Raw genomic sequence first — 26,463 nt, forward strand, 5'->3', positions numbered from 1 at the left:
GAGATTAATATGCTCGCGGTACTTTCGCCGGCCAAGAATTTAGATTATGAATCCGAACATCTTGCGGTAGAAGCAACGCAACCTCGGTTGCTTGATGAGGCTGAAATACTGGTTCAACGTTGCCGCGAGCTGACTCCACAGCAGCTTGGATCGCTGATGAAGATCAGTGACAAATTGGCGGGTTTAAATGCGGCTCGATTTACTGAGTGGACCCGTCCATTTAATGAAGATAATGCACGACCCGCCATTTACGCATTTAATGGTGATGTTTATGCGGGCTTAGATGCTGAATCAATGACTCACGAAGAAGTGCGATCAGCGCAACAGCAACTTAGAATTTTGTCGGGATTATACGGCTTGCTAAGACCGCTTGATTTGATGCAGCCTTATCGTCTCGAGATGGGGACTAAGCTCGATAATCAGCGCGGTAAAAATCTTTATGAGTTTTGGGGTGACCAAATTACTGAAATGCTCAATGCGGATTTGAAGCAAACGGGCAGCGATGTATTGGTCAACCTGGCTTCTAACGAGTACTTTTCATCAGTCAACAAAAAGGCATTGAACGCTCAGCTCATTACGCCAGTGTTTAAGGATGAAAAAAACGGCCAGTTTAAGGTCATTAGTTTTTATGCGAAGAAAGCACGAGGGTTAATGGCGCGCTTTATGGTGAACCAAAAGCCTGAAAATGTGTCTGATTTAAAAGCGTTTGACTATGCGGGTTATCGTTTTTCAGAATCTGAATCTAACGAAAAAGAACTTGTATTCAAGCGCGCTGAAAGCGAACGACCTTAATCTATTGCAACAATGAGGACCGCAGGGCATGGCAGAACAAGATAATTATCCTGGTAAAGAAAGCAGTAGCAACACCGCTCGCTGGGTCGTTGCGGTTATTATTGTCGCTATTATTATTGGTGGCGTTAGTTGGTGGATGTTAAGTGGCTCAAATAACAACGAGGCAAAACAGACACAGTCGATGAATTTGCCAAAGCAGCCTGAAGAGGCGCCTGCGGTCGAACCGAAAGAGCCTGAGCCACAGCCGCAGCCAGAACCAGATCCTGAACCAGCAGCGACGCCAGAGCCGACCACCGAAGTGGTGGAAGAGCCAGAACCGGCTATCACGCTACCTGATCTCAACGAGAGCACCCCGACAGTGCTGCAAGAATTGGATAATAGTGGCATAGAGATACAGCCACTGAAGAGCTCGCAACTGATTAAAGACGCTGTGGTTATTATCGATAACCTAAGAAATGGCATGTTGGTGACTGACAGAACCGTAGTGCAGCGCCCAGATGGTCGGTTCTCAGTGATTGAAGTCGAGGGCGACTTATATATTGATGAGCAAAGCTATCAACGTTACGATCCTATCGTTGACTGGTTTACCAGCCTGGATGCCAATGCATTAGTGGATAATTACGAGTTGTTTAAACCGTTACTTCAACAGGCATACGGTGAAATCGGTTACCCTGACAGTGAATTCAAAAATGCGATTATAGAAGCAATTAACGTGTTGTTAGAAACACCCGTGCCAGAGTCTTTGGTGCAAGTCGACGATGACAGTGTCATGTACACGTATCACGATTCGTCGCTTGAGGCCTTACCGCCAGCACAGAAGCAGCTATTGCGCATGGGACCGAACAATATTGAACGAATCAAGGCTAAGTTAAGAGAAGTAAAAGCAGCGTTTCGAGAGAATTAATGACAGAAAATCAAGATTCAATACCTAATAATTTAGAGGGCGATTTCCCGTCACAGGGGAATCGCTTTTTGCGTTGGATAGGGCGAGTGGGGATGCGATTAATGGGGGGATGGAAAATTAATGGTTCCATGCCAAATAGCCGTCAGGCAATCATCCCCATTGCGCCGCATACTTCAAATTGGGATTTCCCTGTTGGCGTGTTTGTGATGCTCGCAATGGGCTTAAAGCTGAACTATTTGGGGAAAGCGAGTTTGTTCCGGTTCCCTATTAAGCGTTTAATGCTCAAATTAGGAGGCATCCCGATTGATCGTTCTGCCGCGAATGGTGTCGTTGGTAAAATGGTTGAAGAGTTTAAGACCAAGCACGAATTAGTTTTAGTGATTACGCCCGAGGGCACTCGCAAAAAAGTGAAGCAATGGAAGTCAGGTTTTTTGCATATTGCAAAGCAGGCAAACGTACCGGTTGTGCCCGTTGCGATGGACTTTGCTCGTAAAGCAATTGATATAGGCCCTGCGATGATGATTAATGGCGAAATCGAACGTGAGTTGGAACGTGTAAAGTCGTTTTTCGCTCATGCACAGGGTAAGCGCGCGTAATGGTCGTTCGGCGTCTTTGTATCATTTTTTGGACTGTGTTCGCTCTTGCGCTGAGTGAAAACCTCGGCGCAGCCGAGTTTTGGCAAGACGATTGGTCAATGGGGCAGCGTATTGAGTCCTCTCGACTCGAAATAACAGCACTTAAAGCTGATGATGCCAGTGCCATCTATCGCGCTTACATGGACTCTCAAGCTTGGTTGTATCATCAGCTTGGATGGAGCTGGCCCAGTAGTAAAACGTCGGAAGAACAGAACTCATCGATGGTGCAACATCTGCTAAAGCAGATGTTGCAAAAAAATGGCTTTAGCTTTGTCGTCACTGATAAAAAACGGAACAAAGTGGTTGGCATGGTGTACTTTGCTCCAGTTTCAGCAGAGCGTGGTAATGGTGCTGCGCTTGATACCAGCAATATTCAAGCGGAAGTGACGTGGTGGTTAGGGAAAAAGGCAGTCGCCGATAACCTACATAATGATTTGTTTGCGCTGACGACCGACTGGTTAAGAGCTAGCTGGCCCTGGGGTCAAGTGCTATTCCCTGTTTCTGAGTCAAACCAATCGGCGCTCGCTGTATTGGATAATAGCGCAGCACGAAAGGTGGCGATGAATAGGGATACACATGAAGTATTTTATTCTTATACGTTAGCCCGAAAATAACGTTAAAATATGGTATTATTTGCGCATTATTGAGATCACAAGGAATTCCAAGCATGCATATCATTGAGGGTGGCATAAACGCACCAGGTAAAAAGTTTGCTATTATCGTCTCTCGTTTTAATCACTTTGTCGTTGAAAGCCTCCTTCAGGGCGCTGTGCAGACACTAAAGCAATATGGTCAGGTCGCAGATGACGATATTACGGTGGTTAGAGTGCCGGGTGCTTACGAAATCCCAGTAACCGCGAAGCGACTCGCAGAATCGGATAAGTTTGATGCGATTATTGCGGTCGGCGCAGTTATTCGAGGTGGAACACCGCACTTTGATTTTGTCGCTGGTGAAAGTAATAGCGGCTTAGGCCGAGTTGCTATGGAATTTGGTCTACCAGTGGCGTTCGGTATTATTACCACTGACACGCTGGAACAAGCCATCGAGCGCAGCGGTTCAAAAGCCGGTAATAAAGGCTCTGAAGCAGCATTAAGTGCGTTAGAGATGGTTAACGTCTTGGATAAGATTTAACAGGAACGCGTTAAGAATGAAACCAGCAGCACGCAGAAAAGCGAGAAAGCTTGCAGTACAAGCGGTTTACTCATGGCAGTTATCGCAAAACACATTTAATGAGATAGAAGCACAGTTTCTAACCGACAATGACACCAGTAAAGTTGATGTGGATTACTTTCTGGAATTGCTTCGAGGAGTGGGTGCGTTCTATAAAAGCCTAGATGAGGCGATAGCACCCTATCTTGATCGACCGATCAGCGAATTGGATCCGGTAGAGCTTGCGGTCCTACGTATCGCTGCGTATGAGCTACGTGAACGTTACGATGTACCCTATAAAGTAGCAATTAATGAAGCTATCGAATTAGCCAAGTCGTTCGGTGCTGATGATAGCCACCGCTTTGTGAATGGTGTACTCGACAAAGCTGTCGATGCATTAAGACCTGCCCGCCAATAATAAAAGAGCGGTGCGCCGCTCTTCTCCCTTATGAGACAGACTCCAAAACTCGACGAATTCAATCTGATTGAACACTACTTTAAAGCTGAATCTTATCGTGGCGATGTCATCGTTGGCGTAGGAGATGACGGCGCTGTGACAGAAGTGCCTGAAGATCATCAACTCGTTACTGTGACGGATACCATGGTCGAGGGCGTTCATTTTGATAAAAATACCCCCCCACGTGCAATTGGACACAAATTAGTCGCAGTGAACTTAAGTGATTTAGCGGCGATGGGGGCAGTGCCGAGTTGGGGAAGTCTGGCACTGACTTTACCGCGAGTTGATACTGATTGGCTGCACGATTTTAGCGAAGGCTTAAAAGAGATCTCAAACTACTATGAGTGTGATTTGATAGGTGGTGATACAACGCGTGGTCCTTTAACGTTGACTTATACTGCTCAAGGCGTTGTGCCCAGCGGTACGGCGATTAGACGCGATCAAGCGCGGGCTGGAGATTGGCTGTACGTGAGTGGCTCGTTAGGTGATGCGGGTTTAGCATTGCGGTTATTACAAGGTGAATTGTCGGCAACTCATCGCCATTTACAGTCATTAATTAATCGATTGCACTATCCCACTCCGAGAGTCGCTTTAGGGCAGCTATTACGTGGTGTTGCTAATAGTTGCATCGATGTTTCAGACGGCCTATTGGCAGACTTGTCTCATTTGTTGCCTACAAACGCTCAAATGGGCGTTCAGTTAGAGCTTGATAAATTGCCTTTATCGATGGCTTTAACTGAAACTCTCGACTTGGATGAGGCGTTTTCATTGGCGTTAACTGCGGGTGATGACTATGAACTTTTGTTTACTGTACCAGAGCAGAATCGCGGACGACTTGAAACCATCACGTCACATCTAAAAGACAAACCTATCTGTATCGGTCGAATGGTAAAGGATGAGACACGTCAGGTGAGAATGACTTACCAAGGGGAGCCGTGGGAACTCCCTAAAATTGAATTGGGTTACAACCATTTTGGAGTGTCCTAATATGCGCCGATTTCCCGGGCTTTCACTTGCGAATCCAGTTGATTTACTTGCTCTTGGATTTGGCTCTGGACTAGCACCAAAGGCACCAGGCACGTTCGGCACGTTGGCTGCTGTTCCATTGGTCTACGGTATGCTTTGGTTAGACATCACTAGCTATAGCCTGTTTGTCGCGCTTAGCACCCTGCTAGGCATCTATATTTGTCGCAGTGCGGCCGATAAAATGGGTGTACACGATCATCCAGCAATTGTTTGGGATGAGTTCGTCGGCTTGATGTTTACCATGTGGGCCATGCCAGCTAACTGGGCTTTACTTATGGTCGGCTTTTTGGTCTTTCGCGTATTCGACATTCTCAAACCATGGCCAATTAGCTGGTTGGACAAACGCCTGCATGGCGGAACAGGTATTATGTTAGATGACGTGCTCGCGGGGATAGCGAGCAACTTCGTTTTACAACTGATACTTGCGACAACAATCGGTCGTGACTGGTTTTTGTAGGCGCGTGGCGCCTGTTAGCTGTTTAAATAGTCTTGTATACGCGACTTAATCGCCGTAGCGCTCAGTCCAATTTCTTGTTTAACCTCATCTTGACTACCGTGCTTTATAAACTCATCAGGTAAACCAATATTTAGAACTTGAGTATTGATTCCTGAATTCGCCAGTGCTTCGTTTACGGCACTACCTGCACCGCCTGCGATGGCATTTTCTTCAAGCGTTACAACAAGTTGATGGCGACGAGCACAATCAATCGCGACTTGCTTATCAAGTGGCTTCACAAAGCGCATATCGACTACTGTTGCATTGATATCTTCGGCGACCGCGATAGCCTCGGGTAGCAACGTGCCAAAGTTTAGGATCGCAACGTCGTTACCCTGACGTATGATGTTTGCTTCACCTAACGTAAGTAACTTATCGTGTTCTCGTAATGTGACACCGGTACCGCTACCACGGGGATAGCGGACTGCAGCAGGTCCCTGATGGCAATAGCCAGTGTAAAGCATATCGCGACACTCTTGTTCGTCACTGGGTGTCATAACGACCATATTTGGAATGCAACGGAGGTAACTTAAGTCAAATGCACCTTGGTGAGTAGGTCCGTCTGCACCAACAATACCTGCGCGATCAATAGCGAACAATACATCGAGATTTTGTAACGCAATATCATGAATGACTTGATCATAGGCGCGCTGCAAAAAGGTTGAATAAATAGCCACAACAGGTTTAAGACCAGCAATGGCGAGCCCAGCCGCATAAGTTACGCTGTGCTGCTCGGCGATAGCGACATCAAAATATTGCTCGGGATAAAGTTTTGAGAATTTGACCATTCCCGACCCCTCTCGCATTGCAGGGGTAATGGCCATTAACTTGGCATCGTCTTGTGCGTGATCACACAACCAATCACCGAACACCTCTGAGTAACTTGGGATTCCGGGCTTTTTCGCCGGTAGCTTGGACAGCGACGGATCAAATTTAGGCACGCCATGATAACCGATAGGATCGGCTTCTGCAGGCCGATAGCCTTTTCCCTTTTGCGTGACTACGTGAAGCAGCTGTGGACCGCGTAAGTGCTTCATATTACGCAGCGTTTCAACTAAGGTGTCCACATCGTGCCCATCAATGGGACCAATATAATTAAATCCGAGCTCTTCAAAGATAGTACCGGGTGCCATCATACCTTTCATATGCTCTTCAGCACGGCTAGCTAAGTGATGGATGGGCGGTAACGGCTTAAGCAGTTTTTTGCCTTGCTCACGTATTTTGGTATAGAAACGCCCCGACAAAAGACGCGCGAAATGCTGATTCAAGGCACCTACATTCTCAGAAATCGACATGTCGTTATCATTTAGTACCACTAACATGTCAGGCTTAATATCGCCTGCATGGTTCATCGCTTCAAAGACCATGCCGGCTGTCATTGCACCGTCACCAATTATCGAGACGACCTTTTCGTTAGAACCACTGCGCTGGGCGGCAACCGCCATACCTAATGCTGCTGAGATTGAGGTACTGGAGTGACCAACAGACAAAACGTCATACTCACTTTCTTCCCGCCATGGGAATGGGTGCAAACCATCTTTCTGTCTGATTGTATGCAGCGCCTTTTTTCGTCCTGTTAAAATCTTATGGGGATAGGCTTGATGACCAACGTCCCAAACTAACTTATCTTTTGGTGTGTTGTAGACGTAGTGCAGAGCGACGGTCAGTTCAACTGTACCCAGCCCTGATGCTAAGTGACCACTACTGCGACTGACAGAGTCCAGTAAGTAGGCGCGTACTTCCTCACAGAGCGCGTTTAATTGATGTGTAGGCAGCTTGCGTAGATCTGTTGGGTATTCAATACCGTCTAATAATTTGGTCATAGGTCTCGTATTACTTAGTGATCGCGCTTCAGCAAGATCTCTGAAAATGTTTCTAGTTTTTGGGTATTGTACGGGATCTTGTTGAGTGACAGTAGTGCTTGTTGATGCAATGACAGCAGTTTTTCACTGGCTCCGTCAAGCCCCAGTAGCGCAACGTAAGTCGCCTTGTGGTGGGCTTCATCTGAACCTTGTGGCTTACCCATAACTTCAGTGTTTCCGACGACGTCAAGAATATCGTCGTAAACTTGATAAGCAAGTCCAATCCAGCTGGCGAAATCACAAAAGTGATCTAAGTATTGTTGGCTTTCGTCGTTACCTGCAAGCACTCCAAGTGCCGCAGAGGCACGTATTAAAGCACCGGTTTTGTGACGATGTATCTTTTCAAGTTCAAGCTCATCAATGGCGCGCCCGGTGGCATCTAAATCCAGCGCCTGTCCAAAACACATACCTTTAGCACCACTGGCGCTGGCCAAATGCTGGATCATCGCGATGCGTCGTTGAGAGGGAAGTTTAGCCTCTAAGTTGGTGCTTAATACCTCAAAAGCGAGTGTTTGCAGCGCATCACCGGCTAATACGGCTGTCGCTTCACCGAACTTAATGTGACACGTGGGATGACCTCGGCGTAGTTCATCGTCGTCCATCGCCGGTAAGTCATCATGAATTAATGAGTACGCGTGGATCAATTCTACGGCACAAGCCGCGTCCAAAGCCTCGTTAGTTTCAGCCCCACATAATTCGGCCACTGCCATCGTTAAGTAGGGACGGATACGCTTGCCGCCAAGTAAGACGCCGTATGCCATGGCTTCTTTAAGTGAACTAGAAGCAATGTGTGATTCGATCAGTTGGTTTAATCGGTTATCGACGGCACTACGGACCTCGGCTGTAAACTGCTTAATATTCACTCGCGCGCCTCACTGTGCTGTTCACTCAGCACCTGTTCGCCGTTTTTTTCTAGTAACGTTGAAACCTTTTGTTCTGCTGACTGCAACTGCGCTTGGCTTAAACGTGATAGCTTTACGGCTTGTTCAAACTTTTCTAATGACGTCTCCAATGGAAGGTCGCCTTGCTCAAGCTCATTCACTAACTGTTCAAGTTGTTGCAATGCTTGTTCAAACGATAGGTTGTCTTCCTTCTTTGCCATAATGCGTCACCTTTAGTTTCAATATAGGCTCATTATCATATAAAGAAACTCGATTGTCAGCCGATGATCAATGCGTGGTTTACTTAAATTTACAATATAGGTTGCCACAGTGAGTGGGATGTTTAAAATTGATCACGTGCCAAATTTATCGCGTGAAGTGGAGGAAGCTGAGTGGATATAGCAACGCTGGTTGGGATCATTGGAGCCATAGGCTTTGTTGTTGCCGCGATGATATTGGGTGGTGACCCCGGTCTTTTCATTGACACTCAGTCTTTATTGATTGTTGTGGGTGGCTCGCTGTTTATCGTTATGGCCAACTTTCCACTACAACAGTTTTTTGCCACCGGCAAAGTCGTGGTAAAAGCTTTCTTTTTTAAGATAGAACACCCTCAAGAACTTATCGATAGTGCCGTCGAAATGGCTGACTCGGCGCGTAAAGGTGGCTTCCTAGCGCTGGAAGAGGCAGAGATTCCTAATCCTTTTTTTCGGAAAGGCGTGGATATGCTGGTGGACGGTCATGACGCGGAAGTGGTCAAGCACACTTTAAGCAAAGACATCAGCATGAGCTTTACCCGACATGAAGAGGGGGCTCGGTTTTTTAAAATTTTGGCTGACGTAGCACCGGCAATGGGGATGATTGGTACGCTCATTGGATTGGTTGCGATGCTCGCTAATATGGATGACCCCAAGGCTATTGGTCCGGCGATGTCGGTTGCATTGCTAACAACACTGTATGGTGCATTTTTGGCCAACGTGATTGCGATTCCCATTGCGAATAAATTGGTGCTGCGAGCGGAACAGGAAAAGCTGAACCGGCAGCTCATTTTGGATGCTATTTTAGGAATTCAGGATGGACAAAACCCACGGGTTATTGAGGGCTTGCTACGTAATTACCTCGCCGAATCCAAACGTGTCAATGAAGGGAATGAGGACGAATAGCGCCTATGGCTGCCGCAGACGATCAAGAAGAATGCCGTTGCCCGCCCCCTGGGCTTCCTATGTGGATGGCGACTTTTGCTGATTTAATGACACTACTAATGTGCTTCTTCGTGCTGCTTCTTGCTTTCTCTGAAATGGATGTTCTTAAATTTAAGCAAATTGCCGGCTCTATGAAGTATGCGCTGGGTGTTCAGAATAAAATTGAAGTAAAAGACATACCCAAGGGAACAAGTATTATTGCGCAGGAATTTCGGCCTGGGCGTCCTGAACCTACGCCCATCGAGACCATTCAGCAACAAACAGTCGAAATGACCCAACAAACCTTGGAGTTTCAAGATGGGGAATCAGACTTTGCAGGAGGTAAGCAGGTCGAACGGGGTGGACAGCAAGCTGACAGCGAGGAGGACAAGAAGGCCGCTGACGGAAGCGAGTCCGATCCAGCGGTAGAGCAGCAAGTTAAGGAGCTAATGGAGCGTATCCGAGAGCAATTAAGTGATAACATCAAGGCCGGCTCATTAGAATTAGAGCAATTGGGGCAACAAATTATTATCCGAATTAAAGAAAATGGTTCGTTTCCAGAGGGATCTGCGTTCTTACAGCCGCAATTTAAGCCAGTCATTCGGGAAGTGGCACAAGCGCTTAAAGATATTCCTGGCGAGATCACGATCTCGGGGCATACCGATAATCAACCGTTAGTTTCTGAGATGTACACCTCAAAGTGGGATTTATCCGCTAAACGAGCTGTCGCTGTTGCTGAAGAGATGACTACAGTAGACGGGTTCGACCAATCACGCCTTGTTACGATGGGCTATGCCGATACAAAACCGATTGTACCGAACAACTCGGCCTCTAATCGTGCGCTCAACCGACGTGTTGATATCGCTATTATGCAAGGCAAGGCGAAAGAGTCCGATCCGGTGGATGTAATTGACTAGCTCGGGTGGCTCACAGCGTTAAAAAATCGTATAATGATCGGTTTTTAGACTAGCTAAAACTGGGGCCTCCATGAAGTTCGTTGTACGGTTGCATGCCGAAATCACCATCAAAAGCCGCTCAGTTCGTAAGCGTTACGGAAAAGTACTCACCAATAATCTACGTAAAGTGTTGGCCGATATAGATGCCGGTCTCTACGTAAAATGGTTGTGGGACCGTATCGAAGTGAGTACTCCCTCAGAAGAGGAAGATGTGCGTCAAGCGGTGATTGATAAATTGGCTTGTACGCCAGGGATTTCATGGTTCGCTGAGGTGGTTGAGCGCCCCCTGGATGAGTTCGAGATCCTTGCCGAGTGGGTCGCACAGTTCTGGCTAGAAAAAATCGCTCAACAAACCTTTGCGGTCAGAGTAAAGCGTAAAGGGCATCATGATTTCTCTTCACAACAGCTGGAGCGCTACATCGGTGGCTACCTTCTTGAGCATCAACCGACTGCAAAAGTGCAATTAAAGGCGCCTGAGCATGAAATTACTTTGCAAATTATTGAGCAAAATATTCAGTTAGTGGGTACCCGGAGGCAGGGCCTGGGCGGTTTTCCTATTCCTACTCAGGAGACCGTGGTGAGTCTCATGAGCGGCGGCTTCGACTCGAGTGTTGCGAGCTTTGACTTCATTCGTCGTGGCGCGCGCACACACTTTTGTTTTTTTAATCTCGGTGGCGACGCGCACGAAGTCGCCGTTAAGCAAATATGTCATTATCTTTGGGACCGTTACAGTAAGTCGCATCCCATTAAGTTTATCAGTGTGGACTTCGCGCCTATCGTAGAAGATATTCTGACCCACGTCGACAACGGTGCCATGGGAGTTGTTCTAAAACGTCAAATGCTACGAGCAGCAACGCGTGTTGCGGGCTTTTTAAAAGCGCAAGCGTTGGTCACAGGTGAAGCGATTGGACAAGTATCGAGCCAGACGTTGGCTAACTTACAAGTCATCGATAAAGCGACAGATACACTGGTATTGCGTCCACTTATTACAGCGGATAAACAAACCATCGTTGATCAAGCGAAGCGCATTGGAACCGAAGCTTTAGCGAAAACAATCCCAGAGTATTGTGGTGTTATTTCCAATAAACCCACCGTAAAGGCCGATGAGCGAGCTATCTTAGCAGAAGAAGCAAAGCTCGATATGTCGCTTATTGAGCAAGTCGTTCGCAATGCCCAAGTACTTAGTATGCAAGACATTGCTAAGGCAGCACAGGACCAAGTACAAATAAAGCATACAGCGACAGATAAGCCTAAGGTCATCATCGATATTCGAACAGCCGACGAAATTGAAGAGCAACCGCTATCGACCTCCTTTGAGGTGATTGAAATGCCATTCTTCAAGGTTCAGTCAGAATTTGTAAAACTGGATGACGCAAATCACTATCTATTATATTGTTCGCAGGGTGTGATGAGTAAAATGCAAACGTTACTTCTGCAGGAAGCAGGATACAGTAACGTTTCGGTGTATGAAGGACAGGACGTTGAGTAACCTAACGAGTTCTCGCATGTTTGCGCGTGCGATTTTTTTAAGCTTATTAATTGTGATCACCATCGCGTTCTTATGGCAGTTTCCAAGTCATGAAGCGAGCCGTATGATCCCTCATGCAGACAAATGGGTTCATTTTAGTGCTTTTTTCCTGTTGAGCGTGACCCTTCACAAGGCCTTTGACCTATCGGGTAAACTCGCAAGCTCACTGCTACTCATATATGGCTGTGCGATAGAAGTGATTCAGTATTATATTCCAGGGCGAGGCTCTGACGTAATGGATTGGCTTGCTGATGCTGCGGGCGTGACGGCTTACTTTACCTTGCTGTGGCTCTATCGAAAGCGCCGCGATTAACGGCGCTTCTTTGTTTTCTTATTTTGCTTCTTCTTCTTAACACGCTTTTTGTCTGTCGATGGAAATTTATACTGCGGCTTGAGCCCATCAATCACACGTCTATCAAGACGATGCTCCATGTAGCGTTCGATTTTTCCTAACAGAAGTGCATCGTGCGCCTCTACGAGTGAAATAGCTAACCCTTTTTGGCCGGCGCGGGCAGTACGGCCTATTCTATGCACATAAACGTCTGCCTGTTTAGGCAAATCATAGTTAATAACCAATTTAATATCGTCAATATCGAGTCCGCGAGAAGCTACATCAGTTGCGACTAACACGGCGTTATCACGACGCTTAAATTCGATGATTTTCTGTTGTCGTTCAGCATGTGGTAAGTCACCACGTAAAAACATGACAGGCACGTCTTGTGATTGGAGAAAGCTGGCTAGCGCCTGCACTCGTTCGCGGGTGCGCGCAAAAACAATCGAGCGACCACTATGCTGCTTTAATAACGCCATCAACAACTGACGCTTGTGATCATCGGTATCTGCAAGATATGCGTGTTCAATTATTTTACCGCGTTCTCGCTTAGGAGGCGTGACCTCAATAAGTTCGGGTTCATTTAACAGCGCACGCGAGAATGCTTTCACACCGTCACTTTCAATCGTCGCCGAACAAAGAATTGCATGTTGGCGATTGCGCGCGTGCAGCGCAATGTCTTTAACAACATCTTTAAAGCCCATATCCAGCATACGATCGGCTTCGTCAATAACTAACCATTCAACGGCTTCAAGCTCGTATTGCTCGGCTTCTAATAAGTCTAATAGCCTGCCTGGGGTTGCGATGACTATATCATGGCTCTGCTCCAGTCGGCTCAACTGACTACCGTAATTGACGCCGCCAGTAACAACGACAGAAGAGAGCTCTGTGAGCGCACGAAACATCTCTGCTTGTTGATAGATTTGTTCCGCCAACTCACGAGTTGGCGCCAAAATAAGTGCGCGCGCAGCCCCCGGTTGCTTGCGAGGAAAGTCCATCATGTGCTGTAGCACAGGAAGCAAAAACGCTAAGGTTTTGCCTGTACCTGTGGGCGAGCTGATCAGTAGATCATGGCCATCCATTGCGGCTGGCAATGCTGCCTGCTGGACTTTAGCCGGTTTATTGAGACCGGCTGCTTTAAGTACTGATATGAGCGCATCATCAAGCTCTAATTCTTGCCAATCTGGCGTCATTCACTGAATTCCTAAAAATAAAATTAACGAAGTAAAAGCACGGGTATTTGCGAACGAGAGAGTACTCTCGACGTGGTGCTTCCCATAAATAGCTGACGTAACTTAGAGTGGCTATATGCCCCCATAACAAGCATATCGATATTACGTTCTTGTTGAATATCGTGCAAAGTTGATTCAACGTCGCCCGCTCGGATCTCATAGCTGACTTTATGACGAAATTCTTGCAGATGACTGACGGCAGCCTCGACCGATGCCGTTGCATCGGCTGTCGCGGCACCTACCATCACCACATGGATAGGCATGCCGACAAAAAGAGGTGACTCCGCAAGCATTTTTACGCCTTTACGTGACACATCACTCCCATCAAACGCCAACATGACGTTCGTCGGCGTATGGTACTTGGGGGGAACGGCTAAAATTGGACGATGTATATTTCGCACAATAGTTTCAATCTGATGACCAAGCCGATCGCTGTCACATGTTTGTGCTCCATGTAAGCCAATGACGAGGAGTCGCAGGTTATCCTCAAGAGCTGTCAGTGACTCAGCCAAATCACCATGACGCTGACGCACATGCACGTCTTCTGCACCCATTTCTTCGGCTCGATTTTTTGCTGCTTCAAGCAGATGATGGCCATGCTCTAAGGCTATCTTATTACGACGCTCATCGAGTTCGGCTAGCTCTTCGAGCAGCGACTCTCGGCTTCCTAGACCAATATTTCCGGTCATGTCCGAATTCACTGGGTAACGCATTTCGTCAAGTACATGGAAAAGCGTCAGTGGTGTTTGAAGTTGCTTTGCGGACCATGTCGCGTATTGCGTGACAGCATTGGCCATACGCGACTCATCAATACAAGCGATAACGTGTTTCATACGACTTACCTTAATTAATGTCCGATCAAGTCTTTGGTATCACTTTGGTTATGTTCACCAAAGCGGTCGACAATGGTCGCACTTGCTTTATTCAGCCCAATAACATCGACTTTTGCACCTTCACGTCTAAATTTTATCACGACACGATCCAGTGCGTTGACAGCAGTAATGTCCCAGAAGTGAGCTTCGCTTAGGTCAATGACAATCTTATCTACGCCTTCTTTAAAGTCAAAGGCTGCAATAAACTTCTCTGATGAACTAAAGAATACTTGTCCTGCAACTTTGTACGTGCGGCAGAACGAAGCTTCATCTAAGCTCGATGTGACGGCCATATAATGGCCGACTTTATTAGCAAAGAATACTGAAGCTAATAACACGCCAACAAATACGCCGAGTGCCAAATTGTGAGTCGCGACGACTACTGCGACCGTCGCTAGCATCACAATGTTGGTAGACAATGGATGTTGTTTGAGGTTTCGAATCGAATCCCAACTAAAGGTGCCAATTGACACCATAATCATAACCGCCACTAGCGCAGCCATGGGAATTTGTTTTAACCATTCATCTAAAAACAAGATCAATATCAACAAAAAGGTACCGGCGATAAACGTAGAAAGACGCGTGCGGCCCCCCGATTTTACGTTGATAATCGATTGCCCTATCATTGCGCACCCGGCCATGCCACCAAGGAGTCCTGAGCCGATATTGGCGATACCTTGGCCTTTACACTCACGGTTGCGATCACTGGATGTATCGGTGAGGTCATCAACAATGGTAGCGGTCATCAGCGACTCAAGCATACCGACAATTGCTAAGCCCAATGAGTACGGAAAGATAATAGCAAGCGTTTCGAAATTGAGAGGTACATCGGGCCATAGGAATACGGGTAACGTATCCGGAAGTTCGCCCATATCACCCACTGTGCGTACATCTATCCCAAAGTAGATGGCAATCACGGTCAGCGATAAAATGCAGATCAAAGGAGATGGCAACAAGCGTCCGATGACAGGGATATAGGGAAAGCCGTAAATAATACCCAAACCGGCTAGGGTCATTACGTAAACGTGCCAAGTGACGTTTGTCAATTCAGGTAGTTGAGCCATGAATATGAGAATTGCTAACGCGTTAACGAAGCCAGTAACGACGGAACGCGAAACGAAGCGCATGAGTTCGCCCAGTTTCAAGTATCCTGCGACGATTTGTAAAACCCCCGTCAGCAGTGTGGCTGCAAGAAGGTATTGTAAGCCATGCTCCTTAACGAGCGTAACCATCAATAGCGCCATAGCCCCTGTTGCAGCGGATATCATGCCAGGTCGACCGCCGGTAAAAGAGATAATGACGGCGATAGCAAACGACGCGTAGAGCCCGATTTTCGGGTCAACGCCCGCAATAATTGAGAAAGCAATAGCCTCAGGAATCAATGCTAAAGCAACAACAAGACCTGATAGTACATCACCGCGCAGGTTCGAAAACCAGTTTGCCTGGATAGACTTCCACATAAAACGTTACCAAATTAAAAATACAGTGAGATGGAATGCATCTAGTTTGTATGTCACATGTACGGAGCATGCAGTATAGTTGAGCGAACTGACACGGATGTGACACTGTGGTTAAAGTTCAACCACTGAAGCGCGCGGATTCTAGCACAGGGTTAGGGCGGTAGGCAAAATTGATAGCGTGCGCCGCATGGCGCACGCTGAATATCACTCGAAAGCTTAAAGTCCGAGTTCGGCTTTTCCTTGATTAAACTTAACATCGACTGGAATGCCCGCATCCGATAGCTTATCTAAATCGGACTGTAGCTGAGGGCTAATCACGCCGAGACGCTGAACTAGCTCACCCACGCCTTGGTAGTTACCGTCACCTTGCAATTGCAAGATTTTCTTGGAAAGACTGGTCATAGCTGCGCGCATTTTTTCCATGTTGATGGCGTATTGACCGTCGGCATTGCGAGTAAACGCACCCTCATTGGCAAAGTAGTTAAACCGGATCATGTTAGCTTTACCATGAGCGCTAGAAGCACCAAATCGAACTGAGCGGAAGATACTTGCCATGAAGGTGGTGTAGTAGTCTTGTAGGGTGCCCGTGGTCAGTTCACCTTTCTCAAACAACTGAGTCACCATATATAGACCCAGAATATCGGCCTTGCCTTCTTCCAGTGCTGATGCATGTTCTTTTAATGCAGCGCGCACGGTGCCTTTGTTATTGATTGTGTTTTTAATACCAAGCCCGTGAGCCACTTCGTGGAACATGGTATTCGCGAAGAACGCATCAAAAGTGATATTTTCACGTTGCTCTGGAACAATTAATTGATCTGCAATAGGGCGCAAAATCTTGTCAAACTTAGCACGCATCGCGTTTTTAAGCTGTAAGCGGCGAGTGCCCTTTTCAAGTTGCACGTATTCATCGTTTGGCAAGTTGATAGCGATGGTTTTGCTACCCGCGTTAGAATGACCAGCAAAGTAGACCGCATCGTAGGCATTTAGCTGTGCGTTCGCGCCTGGCATTTCTTGCTTGTATTTATCTTCGACAGGCAAGCCGCGTTGTAACTCGGGTAGAAACTGAGCGTATTTAGCAAGTCGATCACTCCACTGCTTGTCTTTTATCAGTACGTAGGCTTCGAATGCTGTTTTGTAGCCAAACAATTGGTCTTCATAGGTCTCAATCGGCCCGATTACTAAGTCGACGTCGTTGTTCTTCATATCCATCCAAGCAAGATCCGATGGACGATAGTCATTACTTAAAAAGGCATCAGCGCGCAGGTTCAAATATTTCGCAAAGTCTGGATCCTCTGCTAGCTCGGCTGCTTGGCGTAACAATTTAGCGGCCTGCTTTAACTCATTAGCATAAGCTTCTGCATAAGGCACGACCTTGAGTTGGCCTGCACTGTCGCGTCGAATAAGTGTGTATTCACTATCTTTCGTATCGCTATCGAGCTCGTTAAACTCCGCTTTACTCATATCCGCAGGGTAAAAGTTTGCTCCAGGTGGCTTCTCACTGAACTCACGTAAGAAGGGTTTATCACCATTGAGTCGATCCCAGGGACCATAATTAATGTCAGCAAATGACTGTGCTTGCGATGGCACTGCGTTTAAGAATGAACGTTTGTCATGCGCAAATGCTTGCTGCCAGAATAGGTCGTCCATGATTTTGGCTGCTTCAATCAATAATCCCAACATGTCTTTTTGATTAGCAGTCAGATGCGAAATGTCAGACGTCAGGGTGTAATCGGTATAAATCCCAAACCGATCCTCAGCACCTTTTACAACGGTATATTCAGACGTTTGCTGAGCTGAAGAAGTTGCCGTTTGGTTCGCTTGTGTTTCCTGAGAAGTTGCTTGTTCTGTACAAGCCGATAAAGCAAGAACCAATGGCGCAATGGTGAAAATTTGTTTTAACATAAGTTTAACTTTGTCAGTATAGTAGTAAAATGAGTTAAGATAATTTAATGCGATGTGGACAATATCGCAAGTTGGGTAACCAATAAGGTATGGAAACGAGTCATGACGGCAACCAATGCACTTTATTTATTGATTGAGGATAGAATACAAAGAGACCAACTCAAACTGCCTGGTTTGCCAGAAACAGCAGAACGTATTCGCGAAGCGACGATCAACCCAGATACCAACCTGCATGACCTTGCCGCAATTATTCAACATGATACAGCATTGAGCGCGCGCTTGATCAGACTCGCTAATAGCGCCTACTTGAGTGGGCGTGCTCGTGCAGAGAGTTTGATGCAAGCACTCACTCGAATTGGACTTCGCCGAATTCGAACGTTGGTGGTTGCCATGGCGGTCGAACAAGTTTTTAATCCACAAAACGATATTGTCAAAAAATATGCGGATAAGTTTGTCAGAGAGTCGCGTGACATTGCAGCAGCATCAGTTATCGTCACACAGCACCTGCATGAGCGCGGCTACTGTAACCGGCTACATCAAGACGTTTCTTTGCTCGCTGGGATGGTATGTCGCATTGGTGTGGCGCCAATACTGAAAATTGCCGATGAATTTGATGATAGTTTTGCCAATCCGACGTTCCTGAATCAAACTATTACGCATTTTGATCGGAGTCTGGGCGTGAGTGTGCTTGAGCACTGGCGATTTGCGCCAAACCTTATAAAAGTGCCGTATTTTTTCAATCGCGGCCGATTCGAAGACTTAAATGATCCGCTCGTGGCAAATTATTGCGATATCGTTCACATCGCGAGTCTATTGACGGGTCATTCACAACCCATCGAAGGTGCCATGACCTTAGCTGAATATCAGCAACGGGAAATTATCCCCGTGCAAAACTTCTGGGAGGATGAGGCCACCCAGAAGCGTTATCAAGCTTTGCGTACATCACTTAGCTGACATACTCAGTAAGTCATCTAGCAGGGCCCCTAACTCGGCAGAGACGAGTGCTAGATCGCTATCTAGTTTTTGCTCCGGTGATGCATCATTCCAATCATCTTGATCGTCAAGTAACTGGTCGGTCGCTTTAATACGCTTAAGCGCCCAGTCTGCTTCAAGTACGCATTCGATGCGCTCATTCCAAACCAAGCCTAATTTCACGACCTGTTTGCCGGCGGTTGCGTGCGCCTGAACATCCTCGCGGGTTAAGTCTTCTTGCTTACAGCGGATAATGCCACCATCAGCTTGGGGCGAACGTAGCTCAAGCTCATCACCCAAATCAAAGCGTGTGGGAAGCGACTGTTTTGTCAACCATTCGGTCAAGACCACTTCCGCCGACTCTGCGAGTGCGATGGGTTTTACCGGTAGCGAACCAAGACTGGCACGGAGGAGTCCAAGTAAATCTTCCGCTTTGTTAGCGCTGGATTCATCAACAATGACGAGTTGACGTTTTAAATCAATATAGGCCCAGGTTCGACGGAACTTACTAAATGCTTGTGGTAGTAATTGGTGCGTAATATCTTCCTTGATGTTTTTCTTTTCCTTGCCATTGACAGGACGACCCTCGGTGTCTTGAATCGCCTGGACCTTCTGCTCAAGCTCTGCGTTAATGACGGCTGCCGGGAGCACCTTTTCTTCTCGTTGAGCACACACTAAGTAGCTTTGTTCAACAGCATGATGCAGAACATCGCTCTGAGCACCAAATACAGACGTCCAACCGAAACTGGTCATATCCTGACGTCCACAAGGTTTGAACGCTTGCGCCTCAAGCTGAGACTCAAAGTCCTCGGGTAGTTGGAATGTGTCACTAAAACGATATACGCGGGCGTTTTTAAACCACATAATTAAGCGCCTTTATTTTAAAATAATGATCGGAAAAGAAAATGTGTACGTTAAGCCTTGACCTGGCTCGCTTGTAGCGGTGATTTCACCATCTAATGTTTGTGTGACAAGGTTACGCACGATATGTGTACCTAATCCACTCCCACCTTGGTTTAACTTGGTTGTAAAGAATGGGTCAAATAGCTTGGCTAACTGCTCCTGATTCATACCCTGTCCATTATCTGAGTAAACCACATGAAGCCTATCGTTATCGTTATCATCGGTGCTGGTACGAATTTTTATCTTCATTTCGCCTTCGCTGATACCTTCGAAACCATGCAATATGGAGTTAATTATGAGATTCGTAAATATCTGCGACAGAGCACCCGCTGCGCAGCGTACGAAGAGGTTGTCTTGACAATCAATATGGACACGATGATTGTGCTTTTTTAACTGTGGCTGAAGCGATTGTACAAGATCATTGATATAGCGTTTAAGGTCAATATCACGAATCGCATCCGATGTTTGGTCGACCGCCACCTGTTTAAAACTACTGATCAACTCTGATGCGCGGTTGAGATTATTCTCTAACAATTGAATACTTTCGCGACTCTCCTCAATATACTTGGATAATTGTGCTTGAGTGAGCGTTTTATCGTTAAGCATGCGCTCAAGGTTTTCGAGCTTCTCTTTCAGAAATGAATTTGCCGTTACACTAATGCCGATCGGCGTGTTGACGTCGTGTGTAATGCCTGCGACCAAGCCTCCTAAAGAAGCCATCTTCTCTGATTCAATCAACTGTTGCTGGGTATTTTTTAAGTGATCAAGCGATGATTGCAGGCGCTCGTTCGACTCACGTAAATTAGTCTCCATTGACCGGCGTTGACTGATTTCTCGCTCTAGCTTCTCTTGGCGAATTTCCAACTCATTTTTACGCTGTTCAAGGTCTAACATGACTTGACTTAAACGCGATGTCTTGCGCGCAACCTCTTGCTCGAGAATTGCATTTTGTTCATCTAATTGGCGATTCGCTAATTTGAGTTTGTGCTGTGTGCGCTCCAAATCTTCTTGGTAGTCCTCAATATTATCGATGAGCTGATTATAAGCTTGCTCAATTAACACCAGTTCGTTGTTATGTCGCTCATCAAGCTTAATACGTGAAGCATCCAAGTTATCCAGTCGGAAGCTGTTGATTTGTCGCGTAAGGTCGTTTAGCGGCTGGTTAAGCATGCGTTGGAATGCAATACCAAATAAAATCAACAGGAAAGCACTTTTGATGATTGCATTACCAACGATAAAGGCGAGACTAATTTTGATACGGTCGATAGCAATATCGCGCGTGGTGAACAAAGAGACATCACCAACGCGAGTCGAGTGCCCAGAAAACTCGAAAATAAGCGCGTTGTAAAAACCGAAAGTACCGTTTTCTTCTGGTAGCACATAGCCTTCGGAAGCGCGTTCAGGTAAACCATCCACGGGTAGTGTTTCACCAATTTGAATAACAGGCTTACCACTTTCGTCTCTTATTAGTACGCCAGCAATCGCCGGAATGCTAATCAAGCCGTCAGCAATGGTTTCAATTTGAGGTGTGTTAAATTCCCACAACGATCGCGTGAGCGATCCATTAAAGGTACTTTGTTGGTTTTGCAGTTCCGCAACAAGGACACGTTTTGTGTCAAAGTACTCTGCACCGATTTGTACCGCCGTGACTGTTAGCGTTAATAAAAAATAAACGGACAGAACGCGGGTGAGAAGCGAATAAGATATGCTTTTATAAGCCATAATAAGTTGTAATTAGAGCGCCGCTTACCTAGTTTAAAGACTTTCATTAAACTAATCGATTCACCTCATAGACGCAATCTTTATCGTTGTCACAAAGTTGACATATTTACGTCATTAAGCTGTCACGAAAAATCACTAAAGTTGTCGCATCTTTCATCTGGGTGTTTAAAAATTCACCAACCTAAGTAAAGGGTCACATATGAAGTTGCTAGCGACAAGTACAGCCATTGCAATGGCTTGCGTTCTATCAACCTCAGCATTGGCACAGGATAAAACCTTAGAGCCAGTCGTTGAGAACGCCACCGACATCAATGAGTCTGCACGCGAGGCTCAGCTTACAGTAGACAAGATTTCTGATTCCATGCAAGAACGCATGCAGCAATACAAGCAGATCATGAAAGAAATCGAAGGTCTGCAAGTTTACACCAACCAACTTCAAAATCAGATCGATGATCAACAGGTTGAGATGGCTGATTTAAACCAGTCGATTGACCAGGTCAGTTACGTGGAGCGCCAGATTACTCCATTAATGATTCGCATGGTTGATGCGTTAGATACTTTTATCGAACTCGATGTGCCCTTTTTAGAGCAAGAGCGTGATGAACGCATTGCGGGTCTGCGCGATTTGATGAGTAAAGCGAACGTGGACGTGTCTGAAAAATTCCGTCGTGTTATGGAAGCCTATCAAATTGAGACAGATTATGGTCGCAATATTGAGGCTTATACAGCTGAGCATTCCATTGATGGGCAAGTTCAAGACGTGACCTTCTTACGCGTAGGTCGTGTGGCATTGATTTATAAATCGCGCGATGGACAACATCTTGGCATCTGGGACAACGACAGTAAGCAGTGGATGGAACTTGACCAGGCTCATCGTCCCGCTGTTGAAACTGCCATCCGTATCGCACGTAAGCAGGTTGCTCCCGATATGTTGATGCTACCGCTCGTCGTGAATAAAACCGCGTCAACTAACGCTGCCGACTAAGGAGTCCGAAGATGTCGATGAAACCAATCAAGTTAATACTCAGCGCAGCACTGACCATGGGTTTGGTGGCAGGCGCAAATGCGGCACCTAAGCCACAAGATCCAATCAACCTTGACCAGTTACTTGAGCAATTACAGCAAGGTAAATACGCACAGTCGGAAGAAAACAAAGCTCGCTTAGAGCGTTTCCGTCAGCAGGAGCAAGAGCAAAAGCAAATGTTGCGCGATGCCATCGCACAGCGTCAAGCGCTTGAGCAACAAGCGTCAGACTTAGAGACACGCTTTGAAAGCAATGAGACTCAACTAGGTAACTTGCAAGATACCTTGACTCAAAGCATGGGCTCATTGAAAGAACTCTTTGGTGTACTACAGCAAGTGACCAATGAAGCTGCGGGTAGCTTCCAAAACTCTGTTATTTCAGCTCAGTACCCCGGCCGTTCTGATGAGCTAAAGCAGTTATCTGAGCAAATCAGTAACTCGTCTAAACTGGCGTCTATCGAAGATATCGAGAAAGTTTGGCTGGCGCTACAAAAAGAAATGACCGAGTCAGGCAAAATTGCCGAGTTCTCTGCGCCTGTGACTGAAGCTGATGGTGAGAAAGACGTCGAAGATGTCTTACGTGTTGGGGCATTCAACCTTGTTGCAGATGGCGCGTACCTTGAATATAACGCAACCACTGGCAACATCGCTGAATTAGTCCGTCAACCCGCAGGACGTTTCACCGAGAGTGCTGAAGAGTTGCAAGACGCCTCAAGTGGTGTTGTCGCATTTGGTTTGGATCCGACGGGCGGCTCGATTCTTGGGTTATTGGTACAGGCGCCTAGCTTAAAAGAGCGGGTGGACCAAGGTGGTACTGTTGGCTACATCATCCTTGGGCTTGGCTTAATCGGTCTATTGATTGCACTTGAGCGATTCGTATCACTCATGCTCATTGGCAATAAAGTAAAGCGCCAACTTAAAGCGCCACAACCGAAAGAAGACAATCCGTTGGGTCGCGTCATGTTGATTAAAGACAAGTTCCCTGATGCGGATACAGAAACACTCGAACTCAAACTGAGTGAGGGCATCTTACGCGAAGTACCGAAGATCACCCGCAACCTCACGTTTATTAAGATCATCTCGGTTGTCGCTCCGTTGATGGGTCTATTAGGTACGGTTACCGGTATGATTAATACCTTCCAAGCAATTACCTTGTTTGGTACCGGTGACCCGAAAATGATGGCGGGTGGTATCTCGCAAGCATTGGTGACCACAGTGCTTGGTCTTGTCGTCGCGATTCCAATGACGTTGCTATTCGCAATGTTGCATACACGCAGTAAAAACATGATCCACATTTTGCAGGAGCAAGCATCAGGCATTATCGCTGAACGCTCTGAGCGAGGAGAATAGTCGTGTTATTTCTGATTGAATTCAGCAATGCGATTAGAGATTTCATCGAGGCCGGCGGGCATGTCCTGCTGGTCATCGGAATCCTAATCTTCAGTATGTGGCTGATGATACTCGAGCGAATTTTTTACTTTTTCAATGGCCACCGTAAAGCGGTCAAAGACGCACGCAAGCGTTGGAAAGAGCGTGACGATAAATCGTCTTGGAATGCTGAGCAGATCCGCCAAGCGATGATTTCACGTGTTGCGCTGGGTCTGGGCGGTAATTTGCCGGTGATAAAAGCGTTAGTCGCTTTATGTCCTTTGCTTGGGCTGATGGGTACCGTGACCGGCATGATCGAGGTGTTTGATGTGATGGCCATAACAGGTACCGGAAGTGCTCGCTCGATGGCTGCGGGTGTCTCAAAGGCTACTATCCCTACCATGGCCGGAATGGTTGGAGCATTATCTGGAGTATTTGCCGCGACTTGGTTGCAGCGTACAACGCGCCGCGAGCGAATGAAATTAGAAGATCGAATTTTATTGGAGCGTCACTAATATGAAACAGCATTTTGCCAATTTAGTTGAAGAAGAAGAGAGCGCTATCGACATGACGCCGATGCTCGACGTGGTCTTTATCATGTTGATCTTCTTCATTGTGACAGCCTCATTCGTAAAAGAGTCGGGCATTGATGTTAACCGCCCAGATGCCGCTACAGCTGTGCAAAAGAATCGCGCCAATATTTTGGTTGCAATCAGTGACTCGAATGAAGTGTGGATTAACAAGCGTCAGATTGATTTACGCGCGGTTCAGGCGAATATCGAACGCCTTTATGCAGAGAATCCACAAGGCTCAGTCGTAATTCAGGCCGATGAAGAGTCAAACACTAAGACCTTGATTGAGGTTATGGATGCCGCACGAGCTGCCGGTGTGTTCGATGTTTCAGTAGCAACGGATGAGCAGTAACTATGAGATATATTGCCGCGCTATTAGTTGCCGCTGCAGTCACCATCGGGCTGTTCTATTTAATGCAGTCATTAATTAGCTCGGGTGAGGGCGCGATGTCGGAGCCGGTAAAGGGCAGTGTCTTGGACTTCGTGCGTACGCCGGAACCTGAGCAGGTGCAGGAAAAAGAGCGCAAGCCCGAACGCCCGCCGGAACCTGAACAGCCACCGGAAGATTTACCTCAACCCGATATGAGCTCAGACGTTGATACAGATAGCTCGGGGTCTTATGACTTCAGCGCTGATGTCAGTGCCAGTGCGGATATTGGCAATGGCGCCTCGTTACAAGCGAGCGATGGTGAGTACTTGCCCATCGTTAAGGTTCAGGCAACTTACCCGCGTCGTGCACTTCAACGTGGCATTGAGGGCTATGTGGTAGTCGAGTTTACGGTCACCAAGCAAGGCTCAGTGAAAAATCCGGTTGTTGTCGAGGCAGAACCTCAAGGCATATTTGAAGACTCAGCCATGGAAGCCGTACTTAAGTTTAAGTATAAGCCACGCGTTATCGACGGTGAGCCGGTAGAAGTCGAAGGGGTGCGTAACCGTATGACCTTCGAAATGAATTAAGGTGAGGTGAGCAATGAAACATTTTCTATTAAGTGGCGTAATTGCTTGGGTTGTAGGTACGACGCTCGTTCAGCCTGTACTGGCTCAGACAACAGAGCGTGTACCCGCATTGCGTGAAAAAGTGTATAGCCAATTAGCTCGTGCTCAACAAGAAGCTGAAGATAATGGCGTGCAAGCTGGCTTGGCTGCGTTGAAGTCGGTTGAGGATCGTGCGGATAGTATGAATAGCTATGAACGTGCGATGCTTTGGAACTTCTATGGTTATACTTATTACGATAATGAACAAGTCGACAAGGCGATTGACTACTTTGCAAAGGTGGTTCAAGAGTCACTCATTCCGGAGTCGCTCAGAAAAAATACGCTGTTCAGCTTGGCTCAGTTAAGCTTAACTGAGGGGAATTTTCAAGAAACGCTGGATTACCTCGATCGATGGGAAAACGTGGCCAAGGCGGATGAGCTTAGTAAGGCTTGGGTCCTAAAAGCCCAGGCACTGTATCAAGCAGAGCGTTATGCGGAATCCTTGCCATTTATTCAGAAAGCCATTGCGGCCGCTGACAAGGAAGATAAAGCACCTCAAGAAAATTGGTTGATACTCGCTCGAGCTATTCATTATGAACTAAAGCAAACTGAGCAAGTGGCGGCTGTGCTTGAGCGCTTGGTAAAACTCTACAGTAAACCAGAATATTGGCTACAACTAGCAGGAGTTTACGGTCAACTTGATCAGACTAAGAAGCAACTGGCAGTACTTGAAGCTGCAAACCAGCAAGGATTTATCGATACGGCTGGAGAATTGCGAAATCTTGCGCAGGTTTACTATATTAATCAGTTACCGTACAAAGCGGCGAAGATCATGAAAGACGGTTTTGACGCTAACAAGATTGAGACAAACCTGGCTAATCGCAAGTTTTATGCGCAAAGCTTGATGCAGGCGCGTGAATATCAGCAAGCGTTGGATGCCTATTTGTGGGCTGACGAAGTCAGCGAAGATGGCGAAATGTTAGCGCAGGCAGCACACGTTGCACTCAATCTGGATAAGAATCAGCGTGCGACGGCGTTAGCTAAACAGGCACTTGAAAAAGGCGAAGTACGTAATGCGGGTAACTTGTGGTTGTTGCAAGGTATGGCCGCGGTCAACCAACGTCAATACGAACAAGCCGTCGAGGCGTTTGCTAAAGCGCTTGAGTTTCCAGAGAGTAAGGCGGCAGCTCAGCAATGGCAACGATATGCAAAAAGCCAAGTTGACTATCAAGCGCGTGTTAACGAAACCGCAATGAATTAGTCACG

The 26,463-nt window shown here is 46.8% G+C and carries 28 protein-coding genes; 19 read left to right on the plus strand and 9 right to left on the minus strand.

The genetic code is table 11. The annotated features are described in order from the left end of the window. The first annotated feature begins 9 nt into the window (after positions 1 to 9). Genes yaaA through ABNS04_RS00665 form a run of 8 tightly spaced genes read left to right on the plus strand, consistent with a single transcriptional unit; the run spans position 10 to position 5,421 of the window. Positions 10 to 792 (plus strand): peroxide stress protein YaaA, encoded by a 783-nt coding sequence (gene yaaA / locus ABNS04_RS00630; RefSeq protein ID WP_006956370.1) that lies wholly within the window; start codon positions 10 to 12, stop codon positions 790 to 792. Positions 793 to 820: 28 nt separating this feature from the next. Then, complete coding sequence (locus tag ABNS04_RS00635; RefSeq protein WP_272977985.1) at positions 821 to 1,696, plus strand: DUF3014 domain-containing protein; 876 nt, start codon at positions 821 to 823, stop codon at positions 1,694 to 1,696. Continuing rightward, the gene (locus ABNS04_RS00640) at positions 1,696 to 2,292 is read left to right on the plus strand and encodes a lysophospholipid acyltransferase family protein (protein WP_272977986.1); all 597 of its coding nucleotides are present in this window, start codon (positions 1,696 to 1,698) and stop codon (positions 2,290 to 2,292) included. Before ABNS04_RS00635 ends, ABNS04_RS00640 begins: the two co-directional genes overlap by 1 nt. Then, positions 2,292 to 2,945, plus strand: coding sequence for a GNAT family N-acetyltransferase (locus tag ABNS04_RS00645; protein WP_272977987.1), 654 nt, complete (start codon positions 2,292 to 2,294; stop codon positions 2,943 to 2,945). The genes ABNS04_RS00640 and ABNS04_RS00645 overlap by 1 nt, the downstream gene beginning before the upstream one ends. A gap of 53 nt (positions 2,946 to 2,998) precedes the next feature. Beyond that, positions 2,999 to 3,463 carry a 6,7-dimethyl-8-ribityllumazine synthase gene (ribE, locus tag ABNS04_RS00650; protein ID WP_006956366.1) on the plus strand — a complete coding sequence of 155 codons (465 nt, stop codon included), beginning with the start codon at positions 2,999 to 3,001 and terminating at the stop codon, positions 3,461 to 3,463. Between the two features lie 16 nt (positions 3,464 to 3,479). Continuing rightward, positions 3,480 to 3,899 (plus strand): transcription antitermination factor NusB, encoded by a 420-nt coding sequence (gene nusB / locus ABNS04_RS00655; RefSeq protein ID WP_006956365.1) that lies wholly within the window; start codon positions 3,480 to 3,482, stop codon positions 3,897 to 3,899. Between the two features lie 30 nt (positions 3,900 to 3,929). Next, positions 3,930 to 4,925, plus strand: a complete 996-nt coding sequence (gene thiL, locus ABNS04_RS00660) for a thiamine-phosphate kinase (protein WP_272977988.1) — start codon at positions 3,930 to 3,932, stop codon at positions 4,923 to 4,925. A gap of 1 nt (position 4,926) precedes the next feature. Then, on the plus strand, positions 4,927 to 5,421 hold the full coding sequence (locus ABNS04_RS00665) for a phosphatidylglycerophosphatase A (RefSeq protein WP_272977989.1): 495 nt from the start codon (positions 4,927 to 4,929) through the stop codon (positions 5,419 to 5,421). A gap of 14 nt (positions 5,422 to 5,435) precedes the next feature. Here ABNS04_RS00665 and dxs read toward each other — a convergent pair whose 3' ends face one another. From dxs to ABNS04_RS00680, 3 genes are read right to left on the minus strand one after another with little or no spacing between them, the layout of a single operon-like run. Continuing rightward, complete coding sequence (gene dxs, locus ABNS04_RS00670; protein ID WP_348671154.1) at positions 5,436 to 7,283, minus strand: 1-deoxy-D-xylulose-5-phosphate synthase; 1,848 nt, start codon at positions 7,281 to 7,283, stop codon at positions 5,436 to 5,438. Positions 7,284 to 7,297: 14 nt separating this feature from the next. Continuing rightward, complete coding sequence (gene ispA, locus ABNS04_RS00675; protein WP_348671155.1) at positions 7,298 to 8,185, minus strand: (2E,6E)-farnesyl diphosphate synthase; 888 nt, start codon at positions 8,183 to 8,185, stop codon at positions 7,298 to 7,300. Beyond that, positions 8,182 to 8,424, minus strand: coding sequence for an exodeoxyribonuclease VII small subunit (locus ABNS04_RS00680; RefSeq protein WP_006956360.1), 243 nt, complete (start codon positions 8,422 to 8,424; stop codon positions 8,182 to 8,184). Before ABNS04_RS00680 ends, ispA begins: the two co-directional genes overlap by 4 nt. A 171-nt stretch (positions 8,425 to 8,595) precedes the next feature. Here ABNS04_RS00680 and pomA point away from each other — a divergent pair, with 171 nt between their 5' ends. From pomA to ABNS04_RS00700, 4 genes are all read left to right on the plus strand, one after another. Further along, on the plus strand, positions 8,596 to 9,363 hold the full coding sequence (pomA, locus tag ABNS04_RS00685; RefSeq protein WP_006956359.1) for a flagellar motor protein PomA: 768 nt from the start codon (positions 8,596 to 8,598) through the stop codon (positions 9,361 to 9,363). A 5-nt stretch (positions 9,364 to 9,368) separates the two neighbouring features. Next, on the plus strand, positions 9,369 to 10,298 hold the full coding sequence (locus tag ABNS04_RS00690) for a flagellar motor protein MotB (RefSeq protein WP_272977412.1): 930 nt from the start codon (positions 9,369 to 9,371) through the stop codon (positions 10,296 to 10,298). A gap of 70 nt (positions 10,299 to 10,368) precedes the next feature. Beyond that, positions 10,369 to 11,826 carry a tRNA uracil 4-sulfurtransferase ThiI gene (gene thiI, locus ABNS04_RS00695; protein WP_006956357.1) on the plus strand — a complete coding sequence of 486 codons (1,458 nt, stop codon included), beginning with the start codon at positions 10,369 to 10,371 and terminating at the stop codon, positions 11,824 to 11,826. Next, positions 11,819 to 12,178 (plus strand): VanZ family protein, encoded by a 360-nt coding sequence (locus ABNS04_RS00700; RefSeq protein ID WP_242603672.1) that lies wholly within the window; start codon positions 11,819 to 11,821, stop codon positions 12,176 to 12,178. The genes thiI and ABNS04_RS00700 overlap by 8 nt, the downstream gene beginning before the upstream one ends. Here ABNS04_RS00700 and srmB read toward each other — a convergent pair. The 4 genes from srmB to ABNS04_RS00720 form a co-directional block, all read right to left on the minus strand. Further along, positions 12,175 to 13,389 (minus strand): ATP-dependent RNA helicase SrmB, encoded by a 1,215-nt coding sequence (srmB, locus tag ABNS04_RS00705; RefSeq protein WP_272977411.1) that lies wholly within the window; start codon positions 13,387 to 13,389, stop codon positions 12,175 to 12,177. The two genes, ABNS04_RS00700 and srmB, sit on opposite strands and share 4 nt — an antisense overlap. Before the next feature lie 23 nt (positions 13,390 to 13,412). After that, the gene (locus ABNS04_RS00710) at positions 13,413 to 14,261 is read right to left on the minus strand and encodes a universal stress protein (RefSeq protein WP_272977410.1); all 849 of its coding nucleotides are present in this window, start codon (positions 14,259 to 14,261) and stop codon (positions 13,413 to 13,415) included. A 14-nt stretch (positions 14,262 to 14,275) separates the two neighbouring features. Continuing rightward, positions 14,276 to 15,760: a SulP family inorganic anion transporter gene (locus ABNS04_RS00715; RefSeq protein ID WP_272977409.1), complete on the minus strand. Its 1,485-nt coding sequence runs from the start codon at positions 15,758 to 15,760 to the stop codon at positions 14,276 to 14,278. 216 nt (positions 15,761 to 15,976) lie between these two features. After that, entirely contained in the window at positions 15,977 to 17,662 is a 1,686-nt protein-coding gene (locus ABNS04_RS00720; RefSeq protein WP_272977408.1) for a Zn-dependent hydrolase, read from the minus strand. 102 nt (positions 17,663 to 17,764) lie between these two features. On the opposite strand from ABNS04_RS00720, the gene ABNS04_RS00725 reads away from it, so the two are divergent. Then, positions 17,765 to 18,616 (plus strand): HDOD domain-containing protein, encoded by an 852-nt coding sequence (locus ABNS04_RS00725; protein ID WP_272977407.1) that lies wholly within the window; start codon positions 17,765 to 17,767, stop codon positions 18,614 to 18,616. Here ABNS04_RS00725 and rdgC read toward each other — a convergent pair. Together rdgC and ABNS04_RS00735 are read right to left on the minus strand one after the other, a co-directional pair. Then, complete coding sequence (gene rdgC / locus ABNS04_RS00730) at positions 18,605 to 19,498, minus strand: recombination-associated protein RdgC (RefSeq protein WP_272977406.1); 894 nt, start codon at positions 19,496 to 19,498, stop codon at positions 18,605 to 18,607. The genes ABNS04_RS00725 and rdgC overlap by 12 nt on opposite strands. A 12-nt stretch (positions 19,499 to 19,510) precedes the next feature. Continuing rightward, positions 19,511 to 21,259, minus strand: coding sequence for an ATP-binding protein (locus ABNS04_RS00735; protein WP_272977405.1), 1,749 nt, complete (start codon positions 21,257 to 21,259; stop codon positions 19,511 to 19,513). Positions 21,260 to 21,458: 199 nt separating this feature from the next. Between ABNS04_RS00735 and ABNS04_RS00740 the strand changes: the two genes are divergently transcribed. From ABNS04_RS00740 to ABNS04_RS00765, 6 genes are read left to right on the plus strand one after another with little or no spacing between them, the layout of a single operon-like run. Then, on the plus strand, positions 21,459 to 22,244 hold the full coding sequence (locus ABNS04_RS00740; RefSeq protein ID WP_006956348.1) for a DUF3450 domain-containing protein: 786 nt from the start codon (positions 21,459 to 21,461) through the stop codon (positions 22,242 to 22,244). Between the two features lie 17 nt (positions 22,245 to 22,261). Continuing rightward, entirely contained in the window at positions 22,262 to 23,632 is a 1,371-nt protein-coding gene (locus ABNS04_RS00745; RefSeq protein WP_272977413.1) for a MotA/TolQ/ExbB proton channel family protein, read from the plus strand. Between the two features lie 2 nt (positions 23,633 to 23,634). Next, a complete protein-coding gene (locus ABNS04_RS00750) occupies positions 23,635 to 24,165 on the plus strand; it encodes a MotA/TolQ/ExbB proton channel family protein (RefSeq protein WP_006956346.1) in 531 nt (176 codons plus the stop codon). Position 24,166: 1 nt separating this feature from the next. Continuing rightward, the gene (locus tag ABNS04_RS00755) at positions 24,167 to 24,574 is read left to right on the plus strand and encodes a biopolymer transporter ExbD (protein ID WP_006956345.1); all 408 of its coding nucleotides are present in this window, start codon (positions 24,167 to 24,169) and stop codon (positions 24,572 to 24,574) included. 2 nt (positions 24,575 to 24,576) lie between these two features. Beyond that, positions 24,577 to 25,179, plus strand: a complete 603-nt coding sequence (locus tag ABNS04_RS00760) for an energy transducer TonB (RefSeq protein ID WP_006956344.1) — start codon at positions 24,577 to 24,579, stop codon at positions 25,177 to 25,179. A 13-nt stretch (positions 25,180 to 25,192) separates the two neighbouring features. Beyond that, positions 25,193 to 26,458 (plus strand): hypothetical protein, encoded by a 1,266-nt coding sequence (locus tag ABNS04_RS00765; RefSeq protein WP_272977404.1) that lies wholly within the window; start codon positions 25,193 to 25,195, stop codon positions 26,456 to 26,458. Positions 26,459 to 26,463: the final 5 nt, after the last annotated feature.

The sequence above is a fragment of the uncultured Idiomarina sp. genome (genome assembly GCF_964010655.1).
Lineage (GTDB): Bacteria > Pseudomonadota > Gammaproteobacteria > Enterobacterales > Alteromonadaceae > Idiomarina > Idiomarina baltica.